Here is a 25,740-nt window from a genome sequence, read left to right as displayed (position 1 = left end):
GTTGCATATATACTATACCACACTTGTATGTTTCGCTAAAGCTTTGTTTTTCATGTATAAAAAAAGAGGGGAGTCCCCTCGTTACGATATTTTCCGAAAATACTTTGGTTTTACATATAAAACTTTTTTATCTTCACTTACGACATATTTTTTCTTCGCTTGTTCGTAATGCTCATATATTAAATAACAAACAACATAAATCGGTAACATTGCTTCCAAAGACGCTAAATAAATGAGGTAAAATGGATGTGCATTCGTTTCGAACATCCCACTAAATACATAGTAAGCGCTTGCAATTACAACGTTAGTGATGCTAATGTTTGCAAAATGGAGTAAAAAAATTTTCTTTCTTCTTCCAATAAATCGCTCTAACTCGAACTTAATAAACAATGAACAAAAAATCGCAATAATGCCGACAATCGAAGAAATGATGAACGCAAACATCGCTTTTCCCACCCCATGTGTATATTTTTTATGAGCCTGTCGATATTAATGGATGTCACTACATGTAAAGGAGGATTACGATTGGGAAAAAAACATCGCAACCGCATCAATAGCCCGAAGAAAAACAATCATGTTCCAAAAGAAACGTTAATCGCTGAAGCTGAAGCACACGATAAAGAGTACAATGCTGATAGACGAAAAAGATAATCCCCTTGCATGCACAAGGGGAATTTTTTATGATACTCTAACCTTGTGCTAATTGTCTATATACAATATAGCACAATTTTGTGAACATTTAAAGACATTTTTTAACGTACATGCATGCGATGAATGCGTTCCCATCCATCCGGACTTAAACGATAAAAAAATTGACCGTACTTTCCTTCATCAATGAGTAAAATGTCACCTGTCCCAACATAACGCGCCTCATAATCTTTCGGTACTAAATCAGGGACGTTAAACATGCGATAAACTTCAGCCAATACATCATCATGATCTTCCCCATCCACCGTCAGTCGATACACTTGTCGATATCCTTTTGTTTGACCAAATTGCGGAGTTTGAAATAACGTTACGTCATAACATTGTGTGGGTTTTAATATTTTCCCCATAAACATTCGAATCACTAACATCCACTCCCTTTCTTCATTACGTAACATATTAGTGATTCGTTTTGTCGATTCCTTTTGCATTTTTTTACTATTTTTGTCGAATATATATAATCTTCCGACATTTCTACGCAAAAAAGAAAGATTGGGAGCTCCCAATCTTTTAAGCATATCGTCGAATCAAGGAAGCAAGATCTGCTTGTAATGTTTGAATATGCTGCTCATGAATGGTGACGCGGATAAATGTTTCATCTAAATCAAGTGCCTCTGCAAATAATCCAGTTAACCCACGAGCCCGTCGATCGACTTGCATAAGCAATTCACATTCACCTAGTGCATGTGGGAAAAAGATGATTTCCACTTCATCAAGCTTTCCACGAAATTCACCACTAATCGGTACAAATTCAAACTCTTGAACAAATGGAAGTCGTTTACGAACATGATAAGCGGCCTCTTTGCACTCGGCTTCTTTTAAACGGAATCCTAAGTTTTCCATCACTTGAAATACTGCATTCATGACTGTAGTTGGTTGAACGCGAATATAATCTTCATCTGTTGGATCGATCGCATTTTTTATGTCAAGTCCTGTGTGTAACCATACTCTCGTTCTTCCGACTGTAATGGGCGTATCAAGTGGAAGAGAAAAAGAAAACGGAAATTGTTTCTTTTCCCCGGCGTGAATAACAAAAGACTGGGCAATTTTCCACTTTTCAATGATTGCTTGTTTCGTTACTTTTCGATCATCTACCTCTTTTGTATATGTAGCACAAAGAGACAAATATATATCATCAATTTGTTGGTCTATATTTCCTCCTGTCACCTCCACAACTCCCGTGATGCGTTCACCAAGTGATAATTGTGACTCGTGTAACTTCGTATCCACCTTTGCTGCCCCGATACCAATACTTGCTAAAACTTTATTAAATAGTCCCATAAAACAACCTCCCATTATTTTTCATTCTACATGTTTTACGAATAAAAAAGAAAAATGTTTCAACTTTCAAATAAAAAACGACGGAACAACCGCCGTTTTATTCATCAATTATTTCTTCATCAATAATACATTTTTCGATCAAATAATCAAACATAATATCTGCCATTTCCTCAATTTCACGCTCTGTTGGGACAAAGCCTCGCCGAACAAGTTCATTGTAAAAGAACTCCGCAATTTCTTCCGTATCAATAACGACTTCAATTTCTTTCACAACATCGCCCCCTTTGTATTATGTTATGAAAAAATGATTCATTTATGTCATCCGTTTTTATGTATATTTGCTGCTATGTGCACATACGTTGAAAGTAAAAAGGAACGGAGGACAAGCTTATGGACGAACGAATTGATCAATGGATGGAAACGATCACGAATGCATTATTTTGCATCGTATTCTTTTTTTGTATTCCATATTTCATATATTTGTTATGGCAATGTATATAGCGTTATTCGCGTCGTTTCCGTTGAGTAAACTTTTTTAGTTGTCCAACGACTTGCTTCATCATCTGTTCATACCGTTCGTCACCAAACCATTCATACAACCATTTATAGTCGTTGTAAATATCTAATAAACCGTCAATAATCTCTTTTTCTTCTTGTTTTCGCCGCAATCGCTCATTTTCAAATTTTCGTGATATCACATGAACTTCACTCCAATGTTGAGCATCGTAATTAGTAATATTATATGTATAGATAAAAAAGCCGACACAACGTCGGCTTTTTTTATCTCGCATAAGATGCTGGAGCAAAGTCAATTTCAAATCCTAAATCTTCGAGCATTTGAAAATCAGCGTGTTTTTCTTGTCCGGCAGTCGTTAAGTAATCACCAACAAAGATGGAGTTCGCAGCATACAAACCAAGTGGTTGTAAGCTACGTAAGTTTACTTCCCTGCCTCCAGAAATACGAATTTCTTTCGTAGGGTTAGTGTATCGAAATAATGCCAACACTTTTAAACAGTAGCGCGGATGTAATTCGTTTGTCCCCTCTAACGGCGTTCCATCAATCGCATGAAGAAAGTTTACAGGGATCGAATCCGCATCTAGCGCTTTTAAACTCCTCGCCATAGCAATTACATCTTGTTTTGTTTCTTTCATACCGATGATCACACCTGAACATGGGGACATCCCTACTTCCTTGACCGTTTCTACCGTACGTACCCGGTCATCGTATGTATGGGAAGTCGTAATGCGAGGATGATGTTCTTTAGATGTGTTAATGTTATGGTTATAGCGATCGACACCCGCCTCCTTTAAGCGCAACGCTTGTTCTGGCTTTAATATTCCTAGACACGCACATACTTTTAAACCATACATTTCTTTAATTTCTTTCACTGCAGATGCAACAATATCAATTTCTTTATCGCTCGGACCTCTTCCACTTGCAACAATGCAGTATGTTCCTATTTTCGCTTCATACGCTCGCTTGGCTCCTTGTAAAATCGTATCTTTATTTACCATTTTATATGTCGGAACTGAAGCAGTTGATATAGAAGATTGGGAACAGTATCCACAATTTTCAGGGCATAATCCCGACTTTGCATTCATAATCATATTTAATTTCACTTTATTTCCGTAATACGTTTTCCGAATGCGATAAGCGCCTTGAAGTAATAGTAACAGCTCATCATCGGGGCAATTTAATATAGCAAGTGCCTCATTGTCTGTAATTTCTCCCCCATCTAATACACGATCTGCTAACGATAACCAATCCATTATTCTCCCCCTTTTACTTCTAATTACCAATAATCGTATTCGATCAATAAATTTATGTCAACATTATTTTTATATATGTTAACAAAAGAAAAGCTAGCGAGACTAGCTCGCTAGCTATACGTTTCTACAATATGTCGCGCAATCCATACCCCGCATGCCCCCGCTTGCGCCAGACCGCGTGTAATTCCTGCACCGTCTCCCCCAACGTATAGTCCTGTAATTTCCGTTTCAAAACGTTCACTTAACTTTGGACGGGCAGAATAAAATTTTGCTTCTACCCCGTAAAAAAGTGTATGTTCTGACGCAATACCTGGGGTGACATAGTTCAATGCTTCTGTCATCTCAATTAAACTTTTCATCGTATTGTAAGGAAGAACGAGACCTAAATCTCCTGGAACCGCTTCCTTTAACGTTGGTTCGATGAATCCTTCTTTAATCCGTTTTTCTGTTGAGCGTCTACCTTTTAAAATATCTCCGTATTTTTGCACAATAATACCACCGTTAGATAATGCATTGGCTAAGCGAGAAATTTGATGAGCGTATTCGTTCGGTTGATCAAACGGATCTGAAAATTTATGAGAAACGAGAAGCGCAAAGTTTGTATTATTGCTTCCTAGTTTCGGATCTTTATACGCATGACCGTTTGCAAGCATAATGCCAGAATGGTTTTCAACAACAACATGACCAGAAGGGTTACTGCAAAACGTCCGAACTTGTGTCCCGACGGATGTATTAAAAATGAACTTCCCTTCGTACAAATGTGTGTTAATTTCCTCCATAACGACGTTAGATGTTTCGACACGTACACCAATATCAACTTGATTGTTGATCATTTTCAATCCACGTCGTTTCAATATATTCGTTAACCAAGCTGAGCCATCACGTCCTGGGGCGATGACGACACGATCAGCATAGAGCATATCTCCGTTTTTTAATTGAATTCCTTTCACACGACTTGTACCATCTATTTTTTCCGTCAAAATATCGCTCACTTCTTCTTTAAACATCATATCAATGTGTGTACGCAAATATTCGTATATGCTCTTTAAAATCTCTAAATTTTGTTCTGTACCAAGATGACGAACTTGTGCGCGTAACAATTTTAATCCAGCTGCATAAGCGCGCTTTTCAATTTCTCTCACTTCATCTGTAAGCGGATCAGTCAACGTATGCGTAGCACCATGCTTCAAGTTGATTTCGTCCACGTAGCGAATAAGTTGTAACACCGTCGAATCAGGCAAATAATCTGTCATCCATCCACCGAACTCGCTCGTAATGTTAAACTTACCATCTGAATAAGCCCCTGCTCCTCCAAATCCATTTGTAATCGAACAAGCAGGTAAACAACCTGCGTAATCTTTTTTTCCAACCGGTGGCGGACATTTTTCAATTTTCTTCTGCAAAATTGGACAATTTCGTCTATAAATATCGTGCCCTTTATCAACTAGTAACACACGTGCTCCTGGTAGTTTTAATGTTAATTCATAACAAGTAAAAATTCCCGTTGGACCTGCTCCAACAACTATCACATCGTAACGATTGTTCACCATTCATCCCTCACCTTCCATTTTCCGAATGTTAATATACTAAATAGCACACAAACAGTCAATAAAAAACGATCTTTTTTAATTTATTTTTTATATAATGTTCGTTTTTATTTAAGACACAAAAAAAGAACGGTACATACCGTCCTTTTAAAAATAACGTTTCTTCCAAAAAACAAACGCCGTAATACTCGAAAGAACGAAAGAAATACTTAAAGCAACTAAATACGCATACGGCTTATCTTGATATGGGATCGGAACATTCATCCCATAAAAGCTTGTCACCATCGTTGGGAAGGAGATGACAATTGTAATTGCAGCTAAAAATTTCATAACAATGTTTAAATTATTTGAAATGACGGAAGCGAATGCATCCATCATCCCACTTAAAATGCTACTATATACTTCTGTCATCTCAATAGCTTGCTTATTTTCAATAATGACATCTTCTAGCAATTCTTGGTCATCTTCATACATCCGCAAATAATTTAAACGAAGTAACCGTTCCATCACGATATTATTTGCTTTTAATGATGTCGTAAAATAAACGAGACTCTTTTCTAAACTGAGTAAAGAAAACAACTCTTTATTTTGCATCGATTGATGCAGCTGTTTTTCAATTTCGCTTGTTTTTCGATTAATTTGCTTTAAGTATCTTAAGTAATACGTAGAAATCATATATAACATTTGTAACGCAAAACGCGTTTTCATATACGTATAAAAATGCTTCACCTTATTTTTTGTAAACTCCTCAAAAATTGGATTTTCTTGAAGACAAACAGTAATAAAACAGGTGTTTGTAATAATCATTCCAATTGGAATGGTTTCATATGTTGGAATGTTTCCCTCATCGTACGTAATAATCGGAATGTCAACGATGATGAGCACATGGTTGTCTTCTTTTTCGATGCGTGATCGCTCTTCATCATCTAGTGCATCTTTAATCGAGTCAATCGGAATATTAAGATGCTCTGCGATATAGCGAATTTCACTTTCTGTTGGAGAAACGAGGTTTACCCAACAGCCGTTTTTGAGCTCATGAATTTCCTCTAATTTTCCTTGATCATTTGATAAATAAATGTTCATCATGGCGTAACTCCCCCTATCTTCTCTACAAGAGGTAAGCGCCACTTTTTTGTCGTTGGAGCGCCTGTTTCGTTTGTGAGCAGTACGTTCCAGCGCCAAAAAACGAAGCTACTTCCCCTATTATTGCTGGTTCTGGTTCATTCGTGTTCGCCCTGCTCATAACGGAACTGTCACTCCTTTCGCTCTCACAATCATTACGGATTAATGATACATGTTTTGCCACCATTTGTATAGTTCCTTTTTTATTTTTTCTTGAATCGAGTATTCAAAAATAGAAAAATGCTTCTCGTTCTTTTATAATCATTGGTGAAGGACGGTGAACATAATGAACATATACATGTGTGATCGAGCGTTTCAGTGGTATAAAGAAGAACTCCAATTACAGCGTGGGGACTATGTTCGTTTTTTCGCTCGATATGGTGGATGTAGCAATGTACAAAAAGGCTTTTCTCTAGGAGTGAATAAGGAAGAACCAATCGCTGTAGCCGTAACGTTAGAAAAAGAGGGCATCATCTTTTTTATCGAACAAAACGATATGTGGTATTTTGATGGTCACGATTTACATATTGAGTTTGATGAAAAACAAAACGAACCGGTATTTATATATAGATAAAAGCGGGCTCTCCCGCTTTTATCTCTTTTTTGCGCGTTCATACGCTTCGTGCCAATCAGGAAAATATTTTCTAATTAAAACAGGTTGAAACGTTTCTTTCGTTACACAAACATGTTTCGAAGTTGCTGTTGCCGCGATTTCATTCGTTGGGGTTAATACTTCATACCCATAAATAACTCGAATACCATCATATGATTCCACCCATGTTTTGATTGTGGCTGTTTCTCCGTATCGTAACGGTTTTTTATAAGAGATTTGTAAATCTATAACTGGGGACACAATTCCCTGCTTCTCCATGTCAGCATATTGAAAACCAAGCTGTTGAATAAAATGAGCTCGTCCTATTTCTAGCCAAATTAAGTAATTGGCATGATAGACAATCCCCATTTGATCTGTTTCTGCATAACGAACCTCAATCTCTTTTTGCGAAATGATCATATTTTTCTCACTCTCCAAAATGACGATACTTTATCACCATTTTACCATAAACATGAGGAAAGCAGAAAATCCACACTTATAACGAAACAAAAGAAGACATACAAAAAGCCGCACGTATGCGGCTTTTATAATTCATATCCATTTTCTCGCGCTTTTGCCTCATCTTTAATTTCCGCTCGCATCGCTTCAATTGCCTCTTCGCGACGGTGATTTTTTTCTCTAATTTTTTCACGCTCCTCTGGACTAGCGAATGCCATTGTTTCTTCTGCCTTCTCAATATTTTCGATCGTGTTTTGTACCATGTGTTGTAACTTTTCTACATTATCGCGACGGTCATCATGATTAGGCTTCATTTGATCATCCTCCTTATCAAAATAAAAATGTACACCCTTTATCGTGTACGTTTTTTTTGACGTTATACATATTATTTTGTTTATCATAAAAAAATTATGTAAACTATAATAAGGGCGAACATTCGCCCTTATTATTCCCCTTTCGTTTGAATCACTTGTGGATGTTGACCAGACTGATCTTGCATTTGCTTTCCTTTATTGCCGCCGGCTGCTCTCGGTTTCGTTCCAATATGTTGCGGCACAAATGGCTGTTGATTACTTTTTGGATTACCCATTTTTCACCCCCCTCTCCCCTGTAGTATGACCACATTACTCTGCTTTATGAAGCCAGCGTGATTCCATTTTCTCTTCCAATTTTTCTAATGCACGTACATCATTCAATAACTGTCGCTTATTTTCCAGTACTAGCTCTGCAAATGTTCGTTTTCTTATTTTCCGCATCACGTATTCACCTACTTTTTGTTTTTTTCTATCTTTTCCAAACATAATGAAAAATATACAAAAAATAGCCGACTGCCTCGGCTATTTCCCCCATTTTTCTGCATATCGCACCATTTGTTCGTATGACATGGGACCAATTTGTTTTTCACGAATAATTCCTTGGTGGTCGATAATAAACGATGTGGGAATTGGTTGAATGTCATATTGTTTCATCACATCGCCATCAACATCTAATACAACTGGAAACGTTAAACGGTAATCTTTAATAAACTCACGTACCTTTTCTTGTGAATCTCTCACCATTACATTTACAGCTAAAATTTCTACTTGTTGACCATACCGTTCATAAAATGTTTGCATATCTGGCATTTCTGCACGACACGGCGGACACCACGTCGCCCAAAAATTCACAATAACCGCTTTTCCGCGCAGTTGTGAAAGTTGAACCGTTTTCCCGTCGGTTGTTTGTAAGGAAAAATCAGGAGCCTTCATTCCTACATGAATACCGGTTTCTATCGTTTGTCTTTCCGTCATATGTTCCCAAAGCATATATGCAAAAAAACTAAATAAAACCATGATGGCAAACCACTTTTTCATCAACATACCTACCCTTCTATTTATCATCTCATAAGAAAAGGCGCATGTGCGCCTTATCGAATATTTTTGTGTTCATTGCTCATTTTTGTTACTTCCACTTCAGCATATGAAGCAAATTCGTTATTGAAGTCATTTTTTTGCTTGGCGTTATTGTTTCGTTGTGCATTTGCGTTTCCTAATTTTGTTCGTCCCATTGTTTCACACCCTCCTTTTCGTACACGAATAGTATGCACGAACGGGACGTTTTACACTACGATGATTGATTATTTAATTTTTGGACATATTCCTTTACCATGTCAACCGTCACATATTTTCGTTGTGGTACGATTCCGTTTTTCGCTAGTTCATTTATTTGTTTTGTCACTTCGTTAATCTTGTGTACAGAAAATGACTCTCCTCGTTGACATAAAGCAACTGCTTCTTCAATATACATCTCCCGTTTCAAATCTAGCTCGACAAATGCTCGAACGAGTGCGTGTTGTTTTTGTGAATGCGCTGTAATTGCTTGATGAACTTCACTCATCATTCATTCCTCCAATCATATCATAAATGCGTTGCAATTCATCTATTGATGCTTGAGCGGTTAATGCCGAAAGCAAACCAGCAAAATGTTCATTCATCTGTTCACACATATGACAATGAAGCCGCTCAATAACGGTATTCCATTGTTTTGTATAGTGCGCAAGCAAGCGTTGTTTTTGTTCATTTATATACGTTGCAACCGGCTCGTGTAATTGTCGTTCTAATTGCTCTTTCATCAATCGCTTTTCATCTTTTTCAAAAAATGATTTCGCATTTTTGTACAACGATAGCGCTTGTTTAAATATGCTGCGCTCTAGTTGTTCAAAAGCAAGCGGAAATTCCAATGTTGGAAAAACAGGAAGATCCACTTTTGTTACAATGAGATCATGAACTTCCTTCCACTGTTTCTCTAACGCCATAAAATGAAGATCATAACGTTTGCTTATAAATGCTTCCATTCGCAAGCTAGTCGCCCGCATTTCTTGTGCCAAATCAAATCCAATGGAATACAACAATTCGTCTAAACATAATTGTAACACTTTTTTTATATTTGCTTGTCGATCATGAAGAACGGACGGATTAAACGACTCTTTAAACCAATCTGGCAAACGGAAAAAAACGCGCTGTTGAATGTAATAAACTAACTCGTTCAATTCTTGTTCGATTGCATGAATGTCATGATTTGTTTCGTATTGTTCGATAATCCGCTCAAGCTGTTGTTGCTCTTGTTGCAATGTTTGTAGCTTCTTGCGCTTTATATCATCGCTTTGTTTTGCTTCCGCAATATATTCTGCTAACCGTTTGTGCGCTTGTTTCATTTGTAAACGAGCGGAAGCTATCGCTAATGAACCGATTTCTTGATGAATAAACGGATAAAATGCCTGCTCAAACGTGCTCATTCCTGAATTCGATAATACGTCATGTTTGAATGTTTCCCCGTTCTTTTCGGCAAGCGCCCATTTACTCGATAATGGAAAAAGACGAGGATGACGAATACCAAATTGTAAAAGCTGATCTTTCACATAGTGAACAACGGCTTGTAATTCCTCTGTTGTATGAGCTAAATCAGCTGCATTAATAATAAAAAACATTTTATCTAAACTAAACGTATCTTTTACCCGACCAAGCTGAATTAAAAATTCGCGATCCGCTTTTGAAAACGCATGGTTATAATATGTGACAAAGAAAATCGCATCGGCATTTTTAATGTAGTTAAATGCGACCCCTGTATGACGAGCGTTGACAGAATCTGCCCCTGGTGTATCAACAAGAATGATGTTTTCACGAGTTAATGGGCAATCATAATACAGCTCAATCCATTCAACAAAACACGATTTCGTTTCATTCGCTACATATTCGCGAAATTGCTCAAGTGAAATCGTAAGCAAGTGTCCAAGCTTTTCTTTCATTTGTTCATACCCACGCACAACGGCTTGTAAAAACGCCCAATGTACGCGTTCTTTTGCTTCAACATGGTGATTGCAAATCGCCTTTGCGCTTTCTTCAATCGCCTCTTGTAATGAGTGAACTTGTATACCGAAAAAACGCAAAGAGTGTTGCAAATCGTTTAAAAGCTGTTGCTCCGTTTTCACTTGTACGACAACTGTTCCATGTGGATGCTCATCTGTTGGTGGAACAATTTTATTAATTGTCGCCGTTGTTGGATGTGGCGAAACAGGTAAGACGTGTTCGCCAATTAACGCATTTGCAAACGAAGATTTTCCAGCACTAAAAGCTCCGAATAGGGCAATCGTAAACGTCCGTTGTTGAAGCTGCCGAACCTTTTCGTTCATTTCTTTCGCTAATTGTTTCAATCCTTCAATCGGAGCAATCATTTGGCTAACCGTACGCAATTTTTCAATCATTTGTTCAACCGTCTCGCTCGTCGTTTGTGCTGGTGGAATTGGATGTTCTTCTTGTATCTTTTCGTTCGCACGGGAAACTTCTTCTGTCTTTCGTTTGCTTTCTCGCATCATAAACGTCTCGTGAATAAACGGATAAACGGCTTCATCGCTTAGTGGCATTGCTGTTTCAACAGTTTTTCGCAACTGTTGACGCGTATGTTCACGTTGACGCGCAAGTTGTTTTAATCGTTCCCAACGCGAATGTTCCTCCGTGAGCTGTGCAAGTTGTTGCTCATACATGGCTAATTGTTGTTGTGCTTTTCCTTTGTTAATCATTTGATCCACTACTTGAAGGGCTACGTCGCGATATAGCCGTTTGATTTCGGTTGCTATATCGTTCGTATACGTTAACACATAATCTCCTGTTACAAGCGGTTGATTCGTTTTCTGTTCAACAAGCCATTGTTTAGAAAATGGAACTTTTAATTGTTGAATGTGATGTAACAATTCATGATCACGGATATCATATTGCTCGTAAAACCGTTTCAACAAGTCACGAATGTGCCATTCCAACTGACTTTCAATTTTTTTATGTAAATCTTTATAAAAAGCACTCAATCTTTTTTCTCGTTCTTCCTCGGTTTTTTTCTTTGTAAATAAAAAGCCGACTTTAAAATCAGGTTGACATGCTTCTAAATAGGCACGCGCATACTCCCTCGTTTCATAAGGCATCATGTAGGCGTTATCTAATGTTGTTGCTAGCTGCTGTTCAACCTGTTGCTTAGCGGTTGACCATGTTTTCTTTATGTCATTAATCGTTTGCTCTATTTCTTCGATCTTTTTCAAAAGTTCCTGTTCATTATTGAACGAAAGCAATTGACGAATGTTTTGTTCTTCTTCTTCCTGTTGCGCAATCACTACTTGCATATGGTTATCAATCATTTGCTCGACCGCAATATGTATACTTTGTTGAAGTCGCTTATTTTTCTCGCCAAAAAGCGACTGTAATAGTTGTTTTAATGCTTCAAACTCGTTATATACATGCTTCTTTTGTTTCAGCGACGTATAAAAAATGCGTTCAAATGCAACTCCCCACTGTTGAAACGCTTCTTCCACCGAGCGAGCAAACAGTAAAAACGGAAGCTCTTCTTCACGATGTTTATCAATTTGATTCACAACTAAGTATATCGTTTTTCCATACTGCGATAACCGTTTTGTAAACTCGAAGTTCATTTCCGCTTGGACATGGTTGTAATCCATCACATAAAATACAACATCCGCTAAATGAAGAGCAGACTCTGTCGCCAAGCGATGAGCATCATCTGTCGAATCAATACCCGGTGTATCCATCAGTACAATTCCACTCGGAATCGCATCTGTTTCATCGCTAATTTCAATCATATCGATAGTATCACCGTCTCGACAAAACGTTTTTACTTCTTCGTAATCGTAAGGAGCAACATATTCAATCGGCTCACTAGCTTTATAATATACGCGCGCATACGGTTTCCCCGCTTTTACTTTGACAAGATTTGCACTCGTTGGAATTGGACTAGATGGTAAAAGCGGAGCCCCAATCAATTCGTTAATTAAACTGGACTTTCCAGCAGAAAAATGACCACAAAAAGCAATCGTAAACTCCCCATCATACGCTTTTTTAATTAATTGTTTTGTTTTTTTAGCTTGCACTGTGTCGCCTATCTCAACAAATTGATCATGAAGTGCAATTAAGCGGTATATCCATTGTTGCAACGGTTCTGTTTGTGTTTTTTGCATTTTTCCCCATACCCCTTTTAAAAAATCTACCTTCATTTTACTGTAGTTCACAAAAAAAATACATAAAAATTCCCCTACTTATGAGGGGATTTTAATAAACGTAGCGCCTGTTCCTCCACACGAATACGGATCGATAAAAGGTGCGCGTTCCATACTGTAAATATGAAAGCCGTCCAATATGCTTGAAACATAAGGGGAATAATAATAAATTCAAGGACAACAACAAAATAATTGGGATGTCGAAACCATCGATACGGCCCTTTCTGTATCCGTTCTGTATTTGGCAATACAATAATTTTCGTATTCCAACACCGTCCAAGTGAAGCGATGATCCAAAAGCGAAACAGTTGTAAAATGATAAATATGTTAAACAAAAATGACCATAAAGTCGGTTCGCGTTTCTTCCTCCCTTCCAGCAAAAGCGAAACAAAAAATAAACTATGCATACAAACGATATATTTATAATGATGTTGTCCAAATTCTTTTGCTCCTCTCTTCTTCATCCATCGTTCATTTCTTTTTGCCCAGTACAACTCAACAAATCGCTGAACAATTAAAAAGAAAAACACGCTCCATTTCATGATTTTTCTCCCCATTTTAACAATAAAAGCTCACAGCTAAATCCAGGCCCCATCGCCATCATTAAGCCATGTTGTTGAGTGATAGACTGTTGTAAAAAACGCCGTAAAACAGCAAGCACAGTCACAGACGACATATTTCCGTACTCCCGTAAAACATGAATCGCGTAAGTTAACTTATTTTCATCTATATGTAAACTATCTTGATAAGCATCAAGCACTTTTTTACCACCTGGATGTACAACAAAATGTTCAATTTGCGAAACGTCAAACCCATTTTTCCGTAAAAACAATTCTACCATTCCACCAATCGATTGACGAATAATAGTCGGAATATGCCTAGAAAACACAACGTAAAACCCTTTATCTTTTATATCCCACCCCATGACATCTTCCATGTTACGCATAAACATCGATTGCATATCGATCACCTGTGGAGCTATACTTCGCAACTGCACATCATCTCCTACAACACACGCACAACCTACTCCATCAGCAAATAGTGATGTGCCAATAAGATTGCTTTTTGACACATCGTCAAGTTGGAAGGTTAGGCTGCAAAATTCTATCGAAAGGACAAGCACTTTCGCTTTTGGATATGCCCGACAATAATCTGCCGCGCGAGCAATGCCGGCTGCTCCCCCTGCACATCCAAGTCCCCATATAGGAATGCGTTTCGTATGTATCGAAAAAGGTAGCTCGTTCATTATTCTCGCCTCAATGCTCGGTGTAGCAATCCCAGTTGTCGAAATATAAAAGATGGCTTCAATATCTTCAAAATGAATATTGGCGCTCTGTAAACAACGTTCGATTGCCTCTTTCCCATATCGAACGGCATGTTCAATATACAGTGCGTTTTTTTCAGCAAATGAGTGCTCTGTCATATACCAATCTAGTGGTTGTACAAACGTTCTTGACTGAATATGGTCGTGTTCAAAAATGCATAATAGACGGTCAATATGTTCGTAACGATGTTGAAACATACGTTTTATGGCATTCATCACTTCTTTTTGCGAAACGCGATAAGGAAGTTCAGCTAATTCCACTGCAATGATGCTCGGCATACATTTCCCTCCTTTCATTATTGATAATATTTTTCTGATAAAGAAATTTTATACATATTAAGTAAAAAAGCTTTCCTCACGACAATAGGAGGAAAGCTTTCGACGTTTTGAAAGGAGGTATGTTGTTGTGCACTTTCATTATAACGCAATTTATTGTTTCGTCACTATGTTTTTTATGTTTTCTTTGTCTGGATTCGTCGAAAAGTGATGTAATTGAAGTGAAAAATTTGTTATGATGAAGAAAAAAAGGGGGTCGTTTTATGGCTTTAGGTGAAAAAATTACAACGATTTTAAATGGAACGATCGAGTCGATTCGTTCTGTCATCCCACTAACGATGACAATTGACAAACCTTCATTATTTACACAGCCTTTCACCCAAACGTCCATTAGTGTATTGATTGGAATGACCGGAGACTTACGCGGACGTCTTATGATTGAAGGGCATGAAACGATGTTTGGAAGTATCGGAGAAACGATGTTCGGTATGCCTTTAGAGGGTGAAATGCTCGAATCGTTTACTGGTGAACTTGGTAATATGATTGCAGGAAACTTAGCGACGATCGTATCTCAAAACGGAATTACAATCGATATTACTCCTCCTACTGTTCTCGTTGGTCAAACAAAAATTTATGGTTTTGATAAAGCATTTCGTGTGCCCATTCACTTTGAAAGCAAGGGGGAATTACAGCTTATTCTAACAATTGATAACGAATGAGGACGAAGAGAAGCTTGCGTTTGTGAGCTTCTTTTTATTTTTTAACCATCTTTTTCTAAATATTTCACATTTTTTTCACAACCTCACAAAATTCATGTGACAAAAGTCACAGCTACTCCTTATTTTTACGGTTATGATGATGGTAAAGTAACGAATGAACAATTTGTGAAATGTACTAGGAAAACGTTTCATTTCGCAAATTGTTTTGTATGATGTAAGTGTATACATTTCTAATTAAGGTTTATTAAGGAAAGGAGGAGCGCAAATGAAAACTCAATTAAACACAAACACACCAAAAACAAAAGTAGAGAAAGAACCTCCATTAAAAGGAACGCTCGCTTCTGTTTTGTTTTTGGGATTTTTCCTCATTTTCACGTGGGTAAGCGTATATTTCTTGTTTTTGAATCGTTTATAGAGAAAGGAGACAGGGCGTTATGCACATGCATAAATATGAAAAAATTTGGCTGTTTTTCGGCATAGGTTCATTATTCGTATTTTTAGCTGTCTTAGGGGTTGGTGCATTCGCACAAGGAACACAGCCACCAAGCTGTTTAACAACGATCGATCCAGAAAAAGTCGATCAAACACCACCTTTTGATAAACCAGGACTTGTAAAAACGGGAGATAACGAATATCAACTAAATATCGTTGCTTCTGCATTTGCGTATACACCAAATCAAGTAGAAATCCCAAAAGGGGCGAAAGTAACGATTAACGTAGCAACAAAAGACGTCATTCACGGATTTGAAATGGCGGGAACAAACGTAAATATGATGGTTGAACCTGGTTATGTAAGTAGTTATACACAAACATTCGATAAAGTCGGTGAGTATGTAATTTTATGTAACGAATATTGCGGTGCCGGTCACCACTTAATGACGGCGAAAGTGAAGGTGGTTGAACAATGATGAACGAAACTTGGAAAGTAGATGCACGTGATGGCAAATTAGCAATGGCTCATATTTATGTCGCTTTCGTTGCACTTGCGTTAGGAGGACTTGCCGGTCTATTACAGGTGCTTGTGCGCTCTGGAAAATTTGAATTGCCAGCAGGCATTAGCTATTATACGATTTTGACAACTCACGGTGTATTACTCGGACTTGTTTTAACTACATTTTTTATCATTGGTTTCCAATTTGCAGCTGTCAGTCGTACGGCCGGAACGCTTTCTGATCGCGTACGATTTTGGGGATGGGTCGGTTTTTGGCTCATGACAATCGGCACAGCGATTACTGCCTTTTACATTTTAATTGGTGAAGCTTCTGTTTTATATACATTTTATGCACCGCTACAAGCACATGCAGGCTTTTATATTGGTTTAACACTTGTTGTCGTCGGTAGCTGGGTGAGCGGATTTGCGATGTTTGCTCACTATGCTAAATGGAAAAAAGCTCATCCTGGTCAAGTAAGTCCGTTGCTTACGTTCATGTCTGTTGTTAACATGGTGTTATGGCTTATTTGCTCGCTAGGTGTAGCTGCAACTGTATTATTCCAACTTATTCCTTGGTCATTAGGTTACGTTGACCGTATTAACGTACTTGTAAGCCGAACATTATTCTGGTATTTCGGCCACCCGCTCGTATATTTCTGGTTATTACCGGCATATATGATTTGGTATGCAATTATTCCGAAAATTATTGGCGGAAAAATGTTCTCTGATTCCCTTGCACGCATGTCATTCATTTTATTCTTAATTTTCTCAATCCCTGTCGGTTTCCACCATCAACTTGTGGAACCTGGAATCGATCCAGCTTGGAAGTACTTGCAAGTTGTCTTAACGTTTATGGTTGTTATTCCATCATTAATGACAGCGTTCTCGATGTTTGCAACGTTTGAGATGTACGGTCGTTCTAAAGGAGCAACAGGATTATTTGGATGGTTACGTAAGCTCCCTTGGGGTGATGCTCGTTTCTTTGCACCGTTTATCGGTATGTTGTTCTTTATCCCTGCTGGTGCCGGTGGTCTTGTCAACGCATCACACCAATTAAACCAAGTTGTTCATAATACGATTTGGGTAACGGGTCACTTCCATTTAACATTAGCAACAACTGTTGTATTAACATTCTTTGGTGCAGCTTATTGGCTTATCCCACATTTAACGGGACGTGTGATGACAAAAGCGATGAACCGTTTAGCGATCATTCAAACGATCGTTTGGTCGATTGGTATGATTTTTATGTCTAGTGCAATGCACTTTGCTGGGTTGCTTGGCGCCCCACGCCGTTCAGCATTTTCAACATACGGCGATGCACCACAAGCTCTAGAGTGGGTTCCTTATCAAATCGCTCAAGCAGTTGGCGGAACAATCTTGTTCATCGGTATTATTCTTGTACTCATTATCGTTACGAACTTAGCATTTTTCGCTCCAAAAGGTGAAACAGAGTTCCCTGTTGCAGAAGTTGCTGAACAGGCTGAACGTACACCGCTCGTATTTGAAAACTGGACATTATGGATCGGTATTGCTGTTGTACTCATTTTGATCGCATATACGGTTCCATTTATCGATATGATCCAAAATGCACCTCCTGGCTCAAAAGGATTTAAACTTTGGTAAAAAAACCGGGCATTTGCCCGGTTTTTATAATCGATAAATATGTTTATATTTTTCTTCCAAGTAGCGAATCAAGTAGGTCGGGTTTAACCCTTCTCCAGTTACTTCATGTAAAATGTCAAGCGGCTTTTTCGTCTTTCCATATTGGTGAATATGTTTTGTAAGCCACTCTCGAATATGCACGAATTCTCCATTTTCAATCAACTTATCAAAGTCCAACAATTGTTTTTCCATTGCATATTTAAACTGTGCTGCATACATATATCCAAGGGCATACGATGGAAAATAACCAAAACTTCCCCCGGCCCAATGTACATCTTGAAGAATTCCTTCTGCATCACGCTCTGGACGAATGCCTAAATACGCCTCGTATTTTTCATTCCAAATGTGTGGCAAATCTCTCACTTCAACCGCGCCATCAAACAATGCTTTTTCCATTTCATATCGAATAATAATATGTAATGGATACGTCAATTCATCCGCTTCAATGCGAATAAGAGACGGTTTTGACTCGTTAATTGCACGATAAAAATCATCCAATGAAACATCAGCAAAATGCGGAGCATATTGTTGCAATAAGCTATAATGTCGCTTCCAAAACGAATAATGACGTGCAATAAAATTTTCATAAAACAGCGATTGGGATTCATGAATGCCCATTGACGTACCATCGTAAAGCGGTGTACCTGCCCATTCTTTAGATATGTTCTGTTCATAAAGAGCGTGACCACATTCGTGAATCGTACCAAATATAGCCGTCCGAAAATCGTTTTCGTCATATTTCGTTGTAATTCGGACATCTCCTTCATTTAACGTTATCGCAAAAGGATGTGTGGTTTCATCGAGCCGCCCTGCATCAAAATCGTAACCTAATTCTTTTAAAAGCGCTAAACTAAATGCTCGTTGCTTTTCTTTCGGAAACGGCTGGAATAAAAAGCTTGTCTCCGGCTTATGTTGCGACTCGCTAATTTGTTGAACGAGCGGAACAATATGATCGCGTAATTTTGAAAACACGCTGTCTAGCAAATCAACAGTCACACCTGGTTCGTACAAATCTAATAACGTATTATATGGGTGTCCATTTGTCCCCCAGTATGTGATAAAACGTTTTGTAAAATCGACAAGCTGCTCTAAGTACGGTTCAAAAAGGGAAAAGTCAGATTTCGCTTTCGCTTCTTCCCATACACTTTCCGCTTTGGACTGTAAAATAACATATTGTTTATACTCATCAGCAGGAATTTTTTTATTTCGTTCGTACTCTTTCTGACATTCTACTAACGTACAACGGGTGACCGGTGACAATTGTTCCTGTACGGACTTCGCTGAAAGTTCCGCAATATATGCGGCCATTTGCTCTGAGGTCGACATATGGAATACATCTTGTGATAACATTCCGATCACTTCTGAGCGTTGATCAACCCCTTTTCTGGGAGCACCTGTACGCAAATCCCAATACATAAGCGAAATAGCTTCTTTGTACGCCATCATTTTTTTGACGTACTGCAAAAATTGCTTTTCAACAGCCTGAATATTTTTCTTCATCTTCTTCCCTCCATTCCGTTGTATCGTTATTCTACAATATTTACAAATATTCCTTTATTTTTGCTGTACATCTGTCGGTAATACACGTTTGATCGTTTCAATCACTTGCATTGGCTCATCATCTGTCACAAAAATACATACAATTCCTCGATCGTCTCGTTGACGAATGAGGCGCCCTACCCCCTGTCGCAATCGTAAAACCATATACGGAACGTCCACTTCCCAAAACGGATTGTCCGTTTGTTTTCGCTTTGCCTGAAAAACGGGATCATTCGGTGGATAAGGGAGTGCCCAAATGATGACGTTGCTTAGTGACGGACCTGGAATGTCTAATCCTTCCCATAAATGTTGGGCACATAAAATCGTTTCTTCTTCGTTTTGAAAGCGCGAAACGAGTTCGCTAATTTCTTGATCGCCTTCAAATAAAAAAGTGAGTCCTTCTTCTTGTTGCGCTCGAGCTTTAAATTCATTCAATTGTTCGCGTGTTGGGAACAATACAAGCGCACGCCCATTTGTCTCACGTATTTTTTCGATGGCGTACGCATATTTCTCTTCAAATATGCGTTCGTTATTCTCAAATATTGGCATATCAATCGTCATTTGTTCATCATAGTCAAATGGAGAATCAACATGAAATGATAAATATTCGTCGATGCCAAGACTTTTTGCCATATAATCAAATGATTTTTCATTCGATAATGTGGCAGATGAAAAAATAAATGGAATATGTTTAGAAAACACTTTTTCGCGCAACACTTCTTGCACCGTTCTCGGCATAATGACAAGCGTGTTTCCATCGAGTGACGACTCAAGCCATGTAATGGCATCACGATTATGAATGAATAAATATAACGAATGATGAATTTGGTCTAAATATTCATCAACAACTTTCAATTGATAATGGTCAATCGTATACGTTTCACTCTCAAATACGAGTTCGTCTCCAATTTGTTCTACTTTCGTTCGTAGCGTTTTTGCCAGTTGTAAAAGGGACGCAGTAAATGTTATTTCTTGACGATTAGATCCCGGTACCGCTTTAGCATGATTCATCAATTCATCAAAAAATCGTGCACTGAGTTCTAATGTATCCTCGATTAAATAAGCTAATTGTTCGCGAATATCATTTTCTAATAACCGAGAAAGCAACGTTTCTAATGTCGTTTCTTTCATACGATATGTTAACGCTTTTTGAGCAGCAAACTCCAATAAATGTCCTTCATCAAAAATGACACAACTCGCTTCTGGTAACAGTGGTAACTGTCCTTCACGTTTTCGTGCTTCATACGTCCAAATATGTTCCATATAAAAATCGTGAGAACAAATAATCAGATCCGTTGCTTTGCGATAATAATCGCGCGATAACGTTTGACCACAACGATGACGCTTTTCACATGATAAACAGTCTTGAAACGGATCCCAAGCAATTTTTGACCATTGCTCGTCGCTTAAATGAGCATAATCTTTTCGATCGCCGTAATGGTAAAACGTTTGGAGCGGAGCATGATCATGAACAAATGGCGGCAATTCGTCAAAAATTTGCTCGTACAATTCTTCCTCTTCGGTCATTAATATATCGTCCAATTTGTTTAAACATAAATATTGGTCTGGTGACTTCGCTAAGCGGACATCGATGTTTATGTTTAAAACACGCGAAATTTTAGCAATATCTCCTTCTTTTTTCACAAGTTGTTCAATTAGCGTTTCATCTGCACAAGCAATAATGGCAGGTTTTCCGATATATCGTGCATAACAAATGGCATAAAGTAAATATACAATCGTTTTTCCCGTACCTACCCCTGCTTCTGCAAACATCACTTTTTTCTCTTTAAATGCTCGCTCAAGCTGAAATGCCATAAAAATTTGCTCATCACGTAATTCAAACCCTGCTTCAGGTAAAATATCGTAAAACACGTCCCCAATCCATTCGTTTAATTTATCAAAAAAATTTTCATTTTTACTTAATACAAACGGATATTTGCTCATATTTTTTAGCCCCTCCATTAATTTTAACGAAGTACACAAACATTAATTATCGACCAAAAAAAGAAAGAAGTCAATGAAGTTGAAAAGAAAAAGAAGCTGTCAATGAGACAGCTTTTCATATGAGCGCGGTGGACGAGGTCCCCAAAATTGATAATATTGCGTTTCAATGAAACCGTTAAACAATTTGCGACGCTTCGTTGCTTGTTTTCCGTACAACTGCTCAAAGTGACGATGGGATGTTAAAATATAAATCGACCACGTATCTAAAGCTGCGAATGTTTTTCCCATCTCTCGATACAGCTGTTCCACTTCTTCTTTCTCCCCTAACCGCTCACTATAAGGAGGGTTCCCGACGATGACGCCATACTCGTCTTTCGTTCGAAAATCTTTCACCTGCATTTGTTTAAACGTAATTAAATCAGCTAGTCCTGCTTCTTGTGCGTTTGTTTTCGCGATATCTACCATACGATGATCAATATCAAAGCCGACGATATGTAGCGGTTGATCGTAGTGCGCTAAATCTTCCGCCTCTTCCCTTGCTTCATCCCAAAATCGAGATGGAATCCAACCCCATTGTTCAGATACAAAATCGCGGTTAAATCCTGGTGCAATATTTTGGCCAATCAGCGCCGCTTCAATCGCAATCGTTCCCGATCCACAAAATGGGTCAACAAATGGACGATCCGGATTCCAATTCGTTAACTGAACGAGCGCTGCCGCTAATGTTTCTTTTAATGGTGCTTCTCCTTGCTTGATACGATATCCCCTTTTATGTAACCCAGCACCACTCGTATCGATTGTTAATGTAGCGATATCTTTATGTAAAGCGACTTCAATACGAAATTGGGCACCTGTTTCCTCGAACCATGAAATACCATAATGTTGTTTTAAATGTTCAACAATCGCTTTTTTTACGATCGCTTGACAATCGGATACACTAAACAATTTTGATTTAACCGACTTCCCAACAACAGGAAATTGGGCGTCCATAGGTAAAAACTGTGCCCATGGCAACGCTTTTGTTTGTTCAAATAACTCTTCAAACGTCGTTGCACGAAATTCCCCCACCTTCACTTTCACCCGATCGGCTGTGCGAAGCCATAAATTCGTACGACAAATCGCCCGCTCATCTGCAACAAACGTCACTTTTCCATTGTCCACCTGACAGTCATATCCGAGCGCCCGGATTTCATCTGCAACAATGGACTCAAGCCCCATTGCTGCAGTTGCAATTAACGTTATCTGCCCCATATTCATTCACCTTTCATTGATATATTCATTCCATTCTTGAATAAAGTGCTGCACCTCATCTATTGGCATCGGTTTAGCAATGTAATATCCTTGTGCCATATCACATTGTTGTTTATTTAAAAATTCATATTGTTGCTCTGTCTCGACCCCTTCCGCCACGACCGATAAATGTAAATGATGCGCCATCATAATAATTGTTGAGACGATCGTCGCATCATCGCTATATAAAGATAAGCGACGAATAAACGATTGATCGATTTTTAAAATATCAATTGGAAAACGATGCAAATAACTTAATGAAGAAAAACCTGTCCCAAAATCATCAATAGCTAGTTTAAAACCGCACTGTTTTAACTGTACAAGTTTTTGAACAGATTCCTCTGCATTTGGCATAATCGTACTTTCCGTTAGTTCTAATTTAAAAAAGCGTGGATGTACATCGTTTTGTTTGACAATCGTCGATAGTTGCTCAACGAAATCATCTTGTTGAAAATGAACAGCAGAAATATTCATTCCGATTTTCATATGCGGAGCGAATTGATGAATCGCCTTGATATGTATACATGCTTGTTCGAATAGCCATTTTGTTATTGGAACAATCAATCCCGTTTCTTCTGCAAGCGGAATAAATTGCCCAGGAGAAATGAAACCGATATTCGGTTGTTGCCAACGTATTAACGCTTCAAGTGCTTCAATTTTTTTCGTTTTCATATTAACAATAGGTTGATAGCAAATGAATAATTCATTTCGTTCAATCGCTTTTCGTAAATAATTTTCTAACATGACCACTTCGCTTTGGTAGTCTAACTTAGCTGTATATAACTCAAAGCGATTTCTTCCGCTTTCTTTCGCTTTTTGCATAGCACGATCGGCTCGACGTAATAATGTTTCACCATCATCTCCGTCGTTTGGGTACATGCTTATGCCGATGCTTGCTGACATATATACATCTTTTCCGTTTAACATAAAAGGAGCTTGTAATGATTCAATCATTTGTTCTGCTATGCTAACAGCTTCTTGAACATCCTTTAGTTTAGGTAAAATAACTACAAATTCATCTCCACCAATACGCGCTAACGTATCCTTCGTGCGCAGTAGCTTTTTTAAACGATTGGCTACCTTTTTTAACAATACGTCTCCATTATGATGTCCAAGCTCATCGTTAATATATTTAAAGCGGTCTAAGTCAAGAAACAAAATAGCTAATTGTTGATTGTAGCGACGTGCCATATCAAGTAAATGTTGCAGACGTTTCGTAAATAATTGTCGATTTGGAACGTTGGTCAACAAATCATAGTTCGATAATCGCGCAAGTTGCTCCATCGTCCGCTTATGTTGCGTCACATCTGAAAAAATTGCTACATAATGTGTTGGATTTCCGGTAGCGTCATAGATAGCTTTAATCGTTAACCATTCTACAAACAACTCGCCATTTTTTCGTTTGTTCCAAATTTCTCCCTTCCAAACCCCATGATCACGTATCGTTTCCCACATATTTTCATAAAACTTGCGATCATGTAAACCAGAGCGAAGAATATTCGGTTTTTTTCCGAGCACTTCTTCTTGTGTATAACCTGTTACTGTTTCGAAAGCTGGATTAGCTAATAAAATATGCCCTTCACTATCCGTCACAATAATTCCTTCGTCCGCTTCTTGAATAACGGCATGGGACACAGATAAAAATGTATCTAAACCAAACAAAGATGCTAATTTTTTGTCCACAACAAACTCTCCCCTCATATTCCCAAAAAACAAAAACTCCCCTGACGTTATGCAGGAGAGTGAGACCATGAATCATGTTCTGTAAGCCATGTTCTGTTCCGTCGTACTGCAAACGGCTCGCGCCTCGTACTTCGGTGGTAATCATCTATCTACAGGCTGTATGCCTGTCCTTCTCTCCGTTCATTTCCTTTGAGAAGGTGCCCCTACCATCATTTGGGTTTCTCGCTCGTGGGGTTTACCGCGTTCCACTCTTGCCGTTTCCAGCAAGACTACGTCACTGTGGCACTTTAAAGGTAATCGAGCCATATCCATTGAAGGACGTAGGCTCTTTCCCTGCCGTCAGCCCAGCTTACCGCCAGACTGCCCTAGCTTATGCATTCGCTAGGCACGAACACTACGGGCATCTCAGCACCGTGCGAGCATGGACTTTCCTCTACGATGCATACACATCGCAGCGATTACCCGAACATGATTCATGTAAGCATATGTTAGTATATCCGAAACGATAAGCCAAATCAATAGAAAAGGTTGGAACATTTATTCGTAAAGTTTGTTTCCAAAAACATGTTTTTCCAAATTGGAAAGACGCTGTAAAATATCAAAATTCGTCGTTCCCGTTTGAGATGGCTGACGTTTTTGTGCCTCCTGCAATTGGCTTTTTAAACGAGTATTTTCTTGTTGTAATTGTTCAATCATTTGATGAAATGTTTCATAGTCTTTAATAATTAAATCAAGAAAGCGATCAACTTCATCTTGATTATATCCGCGCATGCTTATTTTAAACTCTTTTTCGAGAATGTCTTTTGCTGTTAAGTTGATGCGATCTGAAAGCACGTTTGCTCACCTCAATTATCCATGTCTACACCTATTCTTTCAAAAAAAGCAGTCCTTGTCAATTTTTCATTTTCACAAACTTCGTCTTTTTTCGAATCGAGTAGGAGGAGGTGATTAACCTCCGTCCTCTCACACCACCGTACGTACGGTTCCGTATACGGCGGTTCAATCAAGATCAATGACGCAAGAATTCATAACGTTCTTGTAGACTTTTGAGGCCTTGGTCATTCCAGTAGGAGTTTCCAAGGGTTCTGTGTAAGATGGGGCTATTTGAAATACGCCAGTACCCTTTCCGACTATTTCCCCATTCATAAGCTTTCCACGAAGGAACTCCCAATTTGATCAAGTTTCGTATCCTCGTTTTTGGTGTTTTCCAATTTTTCCATAAGCACATACGAAGTCTTCGACGAATCCACCCGTCCATTTTCCGAAAAATTGATTTCGTGTCCGCCAGCGCAAAGTACCCACACCATCCGAATACATACTGATTCAGTTTCTGAATTCGGTATTCCATGGAATATGGCATCTT

At 38.4% G+C, this 25,740-nt stretch carries 31 protein-coding genes and 1 other RNA gene; 6 read left to right on the top strand and 26 right to left on the bottom strand.

Features of this window, described 5'->3' with window-relative positions; translation table 11 throughout:
* Positions 1-81 precede the first annotated feature (81 nt).
* Positions 82-444 carry a hypothetical protein gene (locus HNQ84_RS06460; RefSeq protein ID WP_183243366.1) on the bottom strand — a complete coding sequence of 121 codons (363 nt, stop codon included), beginning with the start codon at positions 442-444 and terminating at the stop codon, positions 82-84.
* An 81-nt stretch (positions 445-525) separates the two neighbouring features.
* On the opposite strand from HNQ84_RS06460, the gene HNQ84_RS06455 reads away from it, so the two are divergent.
* Complete coding sequence (locus HNQ84_RS06455) at positions 526-651, top strand: hypothetical protein (RefSeq protein WP_281380392.1); 126 nt, start codon at positions 526-528, stop codon at positions 649-651.
* A 101-nt stretch (positions 652-752) separates the two neighbouring features.
* Here HNQ84_RS06455 and HNQ84_RS06450 read toward each other — a convergent pair whose 3' ends face one another.
* The 8 genes from HNQ84_RS06450 to HNQ84_RS06415 all read right to left on the bottom strand — a co-directional run bounded on the left by HNQ84_RS06450 (position 753) and on the right by HNQ84_RS06415 (position 6,546).
* Complete coding sequence (locus HNQ84_RS06450; protein ID WP_183243367.1) at positions 753-1,076, bottom strand: hypothetical protein; 324 nt, start codon at positions 1,074-1,076, stop codon at positions 753-755.
* 139 nt (positions 1,077-1,215) lie between these two features.
* Positions 1,216-1,986 (bottom strand): sporulation protein, encoded by a 771-nt coding sequence (locus HNQ84_RS06445; protein WP_435621555.1) that lies wholly within the window; start codon positions 1,984-1,986, stop codon positions 1,216-1,218.
* A gap of 97 nt (positions 1,987-2,083) precedes the next feature.
* Positions 2,084-2,257: a YozD family protein gene (locus tag HNQ84_RS06440; RefSeq protein WP_069201725.1), complete on the bottom strand. Its 174-nt coding sequence runs from the start codon at positions 2,255-2,257 to the stop codon at positions 2,084-2,086.
* Positions 2,258-2,489: 232 nt separating this feature from the next.
* Complete coding sequence (locus tag HNQ84_RS06435) at positions 2,490-2,684, bottom strand: YodN-related protein (protein WP_032101791.1); 195 nt, start codon at positions 2,682-2,684, stop codon at positions 2,490-2,492.
* 82 nt (positions 2,685-2,766) lie between these two features.
* Positions 2,767-3,759: a biotin synthase BioB gene (gene bioB, locus HNQ84_RS06430; RefSeq protein WP_435621645.1), complete on the bottom strand. Its 993-nt coding sequence runs from the start codon at positions 3,757-3,759 to the stop codon at positions 2,767-2,769.
* A gap of 107 nt (positions 3,760-3,866) precedes the next feature.
* Positions 3,867-5,303 (bottom strand): NAD(P)/FAD-dependent oxidoreductase, encoded by a 1,437-nt coding sequence (locus HNQ84_RS06425; protein ID WP_435621554.1) that lies wholly within the window; start codon positions 5,301-5,303, stop codon positions 3,867-3,869.
* Between the two features lie 147 nt (positions 5,304-5,450).
* Complete coding sequence (locus HNQ84_RS06420) at positions 5,451-6,389, bottom strand: magnesium transporter CorA family protein (RefSeq protein ID WP_055441294.1); 939 nt, start codon at positions 6,387-6,389, stop codon at positions 5,451-5,453.
* A 22-nt stretch (positions 6,390-6,411) separates the two neighbouring features.
* Positions 6,412-6,546 (bottom strand): hypothetical protein, encoded by a 135-nt coding sequence (locus HNQ84_RS06415; protein ID WP_280790528.1) that lies wholly within the window; start codon positions 6,544-6,546, stop codon positions 6,412-6,414.
* Between the two features lie 165 nt (positions 6,547-6,711).
* On the opposite strand from HNQ84_RS06415, the gene HNQ84_RS06410 reads away from it, so the two are divergent.
* On the top strand, positions 6,712-6,999 hold the full coding sequence (locus HNQ84_RS06410; RefSeq protein ID WP_435621553.1) for a HesB/YadR/YfhF family protein: 288 nt from the start codon (positions 6,712-6,714) through the stop codon (positions 6,997-6,999).
* A gap of 18 nt (positions 7,000-7,017) precedes the next feature.
* Here HNQ84_RS06410 and HNQ84_RS06405 read toward each other — a convergent pair whose 3' ends face one another.
* The 10 genes from HNQ84_RS06405 to HNQ84_RS06360 all read right to left on the bottom strand — a co-directional run bounded on the left by HNQ84_RS06405 (position 7,018) and on the right by HNQ84_RS06360 (position 14,612).
* Positions 7,018-7,437, bottom strand: coding sequence for an acyl-CoA thioesterase (locus tag HNQ84_RS06405; protein ID WP_435621552.1), 420 nt, complete (start codon positions 7,435-7,437; stop codon positions 7,018-7,020).
* A gap of 125 nt (positions 7,438-7,562) precedes the next feature.
* On the bottom strand, positions 7,563-7,790 hold the full coding sequence (tlp, locus tag HNQ84_RS06400) for a small acid-soluble spore protein Tlp (protein WP_435621551.1): 228 nt from the start codon (positions 7,788-7,790) through the stop codon (positions 7,563-7,565).
* A 131-nt stretch (positions 7,791-7,921) separates the two neighbouring features.
* Positions 7,922-8,065: an acid-soluble spore protein N gene (locus HNQ84_RS06395; RefSeq protein ID WP_003396082.1), complete on the bottom strand. Its 144-nt coding sequence runs from the start codon at positions 8,063-8,065 to the stop codon at positions 7,922-7,924.
* Positions 8,066-8,099: 34 nt separating this feature from the next.
* The gene (locus HNQ84_RS06390) at positions 8,100-8,231 is read right to left on the bottom strand and encodes an FbpB family small basic protein (protein ID WP_183247880.1); all 132 of its coding nucleotides are present in this window, start codon (positions 8,229-8,231) and stop codon (positions 8,100-8,102) included.
* An 81-nt stretch (positions 8,232-8,312) separates the two neighbouring features.
* The gene (locus HNQ84_RS06385; protein WP_435621550.1) at positions 8,313-8,834 is read right to left on the bottom strand and encodes a peroxiredoxin family protein; all 522 of its coding nucleotides are present in this window, start codon (positions 8,832-8,834) and stop codon (positions 8,313-8,315) included.
* A 47-nt stretch (positions 8,835-8,881) separates the two neighbouring features.
* Positions 8,882-9,022 (bottom strand): hypothetical protein, encoded by a 141-nt coding sequence (locus HNQ84_RS06380; protein WP_183247884.1) that lies wholly within the window; start codon positions 9,020-9,022, stop codon positions 8,882-8,884.
* Positions 9,023-9,078: 56 nt separating this feature from the next.
* On the bottom strand, positions 9,079-9,351 hold the full coding sequence (locus HNQ84_RS06375; RefSeq protein WP_183247886.1) for a YpbS family protein: 273 nt from the start codon (positions 9,349-9,351) through the stop codon (positions 9,079-9,081).
* Positions 9,344-12,970 carry a dynamin family protein gene (locus HNQ84_RS06370; RefSeq protein WP_435621549.1) on the bottom strand — a complete coding sequence of 1,209 codons (3,627 nt, stop codon included), beginning with the start codon at positions 12,968-12,970 and terminating at the stop codon, positions 9,344-9,346. Before HNQ84_RS06370 ends, HNQ84_RS06375 begins: the two co-directional genes overlap by 8 nt.
* 74 nt (positions 12,971-13,044) lie before the next feature.
* Positions 13,045-13,551, bottom strand: coding sequence for an isoprenylcysteine carboxyl methyltransferase family protein (locus HNQ84_RS06365; RefSeq protein WP_435621548.1), 507 nt, complete (start codon positions 13,549-13,551; stop codon positions 13,045-13,047).
* Positions 13,548-14,612, bottom strand: coding sequence for a type III polyketide synthase (locus HNQ84_RS06360; RefSeq protein ID WP_435621547.1), 1,065 nt, complete (start codon positions 14,610-14,612; stop codon positions 13,548-13,550). The genes HNQ84_RS06365 and HNQ84_RS06360 overlap by 4 nt, the downstream gene beginning before the upstream one ends.
* Before the next feature lie 260 nt (positions 14,613-14,872).
* Here HNQ84_RS06360 and HNQ84_RS06355 point away from each other — a divergent pair, with 260 nt between their 5' ends.
* The 4 genes from HNQ84_RS06355 to HNQ84_RS06340 all read left to right on the top strand — a co-directional run bounded on the left by HNQ84_RS06355 (position 14,873) and on the right by HNQ84_RS06340 (position 17,882).
* A complete protein-coding gene (locus HNQ84_RS06355) occupies positions 14,873-15,328 on the top strand; it encodes a chemotaxis protein CheX (RefSeq protein ID WP_183243397.1) in 456 nt (151 codons plus the stop codon).
* Between the two features lie 265 nt (positions 15,329-15,593).
* A complete protein-coding gene (locus HNQ84_RS06350; protein ID WP_435621546.1) occupies positions 15,594-15,743 on the top strand; it encodes a cytochrome c oxidase subunit 2A in 150 nt (49 codons plus the stop codon).
* A gap of 19 nt (positions 15,744-15,762) precedes the next feature.
* Complete coding sequence (locus HNQ84_RS06345; protein ID WP_006318623.1) at positions 15,763-16,236, top strand: cytochrome c oxidase subunit II; 474 nt, start codon at positions 15,763-15,765, stop codon at positions 16,234-16,236.
* Positions 16,233-17,882, top strand: coding sequence for a b(o/a)3-type cytochrome-c oxidase subunit 1 (locus tag HNQ84_RS06340; protein ID WP_435621545.1), 1,650 nt, complete (start codon positions 16,233-16,235; stop codon positions 17,880-17,882). The genes HNQ84_RS06345 and HNQ84_RS06340 overlap by 4 nt, the downstream gene beginning before the upstream one ends.
* 24 nt (positions 17,883-17,906) lie before the next feature.
* Here the strand turns inward: HNQ84_RS06340 and HNQ84_RS06335 are convergent, their stop codons facing one another.
* From HNQ84_RS06335 to HNQ84_RS06305, 7 genes are all read right to left on the bottom strand, one after another.
* On the bottom strand, positions 17,907-19,421 hold the full coding sequence (locus tag HNQ84_RS06335; RefSeq protein ID WP_435621544.1) for a carboxypeptidase M32: 1,515 nt from the start codon (positions 19,419-19,421) through the stop codon (positions 17,907-17,909).
* A gap of 54 nt (positions 19,422-19,475) precedes the next feature.
* Positions 19,476-21,404: an ATP-dependent DNA helicase gene (locus tag HNQ84_RS06330; RefSeq protein WP_435621543.1), complete on the bottom strand. Its 1,929-nt coding sequence runs from the start codon at positions 21,402-21,404 to the stop codon at positions 19,476-19,478.
* 99 nt (positions 21,405-21,503) lie between these two features.
* Complete coding sequence (locus HNQ84_RS06325; RefSeq protein WP_435621542.1) at positions 21,504-22,655, bottom strand: THUMP domain-containing class I SAM-dependent RNA methyltransferase; 1,152 nt, start codon at positions 22,653-22,655, stop codon at positions 21,504-21,506.
* Positions 22,656-22,661: 6 nt separating this feature from the next.
* Positions 22,662-24,395 (bottom strand): putative bifunctional diguanylate cyclase/phosphodiesterase, encoded by a 1,734-nt coding sequence (locus HNQ84_RS06320; protein ID WP_435621644.1) that lies wholly within the window; start codon positions 24,393-24,395, stop codon positions 22,662-22,664.
* 59 nt (positions 24,396-24,454) lie between these two features.
* An RNA gene (rnpB, locus tag HNQ84_RS06315) (RNase P RNA component class B) lies at positions 24,455-24,847 on the bottom strand.
* 67 nt (positions 24,848-24,914) lie between these two features.
* Complete coding sequence (gpsB, locus tag HNQ84_RS06310; RefSeq protein WP_435621541.1) at positions 24,915-25,211, bottom strand: cell division regulator GpsB; 297 nt, start codon at positions 25,209-25,211, stop codon at positions 24,915-24,917.
* Positions 25,212-25,386: 175 nt separating this feature from the next.
* Positions 25,387-25,740, bottom strand: a 354-nt coding sequence (locus tag HNQ84_RS06305; RefSeq protein ID WP_435621540.1) for a group II intron maturase-specific domain-containing protein, incomplete at its 5' end; no start/stop codon positions are given.

The sequence above is a fragment of the Anoxybacillus eryuanensis genome (assembly GCF_051200995.1).
In the GTDB taxonomy this organism is placed as follows: domain Bacteria; phylum Bacillota; class Bacilli; order Bacillales; family Anoxybacillaceae; genus Anoxybacillus; species Anoxybacillus tengchongensis.
The sequence above is the reverse complement of the archived record's forward strand: the minus strand, read 5'-3'. Positions and strand labels throughout refer to the sequence as shown.

Excerpts from the sequence above, each read along its gene's own strand:
- HNQ84_RS06460 (WP_183243366.1), bottom strand. The coding sequence starts at position 444 with ATGTTTGCGTTCATCATTTCTTCGATTGTCGGCATTATTGCGATTTTT.
- HNQ84_RS06450 (WP_183243367.1), bottom strand. The coding sequence starts at position 1,076 with ATGTTAGTGATTCGAATGTTTATGGGGAAAATATTAAAACCCACACAA.
- HNQ84_RS06445 (WP_435621555.1), bottom strand. The coding sequence starts at position 1,986 with ATGGGACTATTTAATAAAGTTTTAGCAAGTATTGGTATCGGGGCAGCA.
- HNQ84_RS06420 (WP_055441294.1), bottom strand. The coding sequence starts at position 6,389 with ATGATGAACATTTATTTATCAAATGATCAAGGAAAATTAGAGGAAATT.
- HNQ84_RS06415 (WP_280790528.1), bottom strand. The coding sequence starts at position 6,546 with ATGAGCAGGGCGAACACGAATGAACCAGAACCAGCAATAATAGGGGAA.
- HNQ84_RS06410 (WP_435621553.1), top strand. The coding sequence starts at position 6,712 with ATGAACATATACATGTGTGATCGAGCGTTTCAGTGGTATAAAGAAGAA.
- HNQ84_RS06405 (WP_435621552.1), bottom strand. The coding sequence starts at position 7,437 with ATGATCATTTCGCAAAAAGAGATTGAGGTTCGTTATGCAGAAACAGAT.
- tlp (WP_435621551.1), bottom strand. The coding sequence starts at position 7,790 with ATGAAGCCTAATCATGATGACCGTCGCGATAATGTAGAAAAGTTACAA.
- HNQ84_RS06395 (WP_003396082.1), bottom strand. The coding sequence starts at position 8,065 with ATGGGTAATCCAAAAAGTAATCAACAGCCATTTGTGCCGCAACATATT.
- HNQ84_RS06390 (WP_183247880.1), bottom strand. The coding sequence starts at position 8,231 with ATGCGGAAAATAAGAAAACGAACATTTGCAGAGCTAGTACTGGAAAAT.
- HNQ84_RS06385 (WP_435621550.1), bottom strand. The coding sequence starts at position 8,834 with ATGTTGATGAAAAAGTGGTTTGCCATCATGGTTTTATTTAGTTTTTTT.
- HNQ84_RS06380 (WP_183247884.1), bottom strand. The coding sequence starts at position 9,022 with ATGGGACGAACAAAATTAGGAAACGCAAATGCACAACGAAACAATAAC.
- HNQ84_RS06375 (WP_183247886.1), bottom strand. The coding sequence starts at position 9,351 with ATGAGTGAAGTTCATCAAGCAATTACAGCGCATTCACAAAAACAACAC.
- HNQ84_RS06370 (WP_435621549.1), bottom strand. The coding sequence starts at position 12,970 with ATGCAAAAAACACAAACAGAACCGTTGCAACAATGGATATACCGCTTA.
- HNQ84_RS06365 (WP_435621548.1), bottom strand. The coding sequence starts at position 13,551 with ATGAAATGGAGCGTGTTTTTCTTTTTAATTGTTCAGCGATTTGTTGAG.
- HNQ84_RS06360 (WP_435621547.1), bottom strand. The coding sequence starts at position 14,612 with ATGCCGAGCATCATTGCAGTGGAATTAGCTGAACTTCCTTATCGCGTT.
- HNQ84_RS06355 (WP_183243397.1), top strand. The coding sequence starts at position 14,873 with ATGGCTTTAGGTGAAAAAATTACAACGATTTTAAATGGAACGATCGAG.
- HNQ84_RS06350 (WP_435621546.1), top strand. The coding sequence starts at position 15,594 with ATGAAAACTCAATTAAACACAAACACACCAAAAACAAAAGTAGAGAAA.
- HNQ84_RS06345 (WP_006318623.1), top strand. The coding sequence starts at position 15,763 with ATGCACATGCATAAATATGAAAAAATTTGGCTGTTTTTCGGCATAGGT.
- HNQ84_RS06340 (WP_435621545.1), top strand. The coding sequence starts at position 16,233 with ATGATGAACGAAACTTGGAAAGTAGATGCACGTGATGGCAAATTAGCA.
- HNQ84_RS06335 (WP_435621544.1), bottom strand. The coding sequence starts at position 19,421 with ATGAAGAAAAATATTCAGGCTGTTGAAAAGCAATTTTTGCAGTACGTC.
- HNQ84_RS06330 (WP_435621543.1), bottom strand. The coding sequence starts at position 21,404 with ATGAGCAAATATCCGTTTGTATTAAGTAAAAATGAAAATTTTTTTGAT.
- HNQ84_RS06325 (WP_435621542.1), bottom strand. The coding sequence starts at position 22,655 with ATGGGGCAGATAACGTTAATTGCAACTGCAGCAATGGGGCTTGAGTCC.
- HNQ84_RS06320 (WP_435621644.1), bottom strand. The coding sequence starts at position 24,395 with ATGAGGGGAGAGTTTGTTGTGGACAAAAAATTAGCATCTTTGTTTGGT.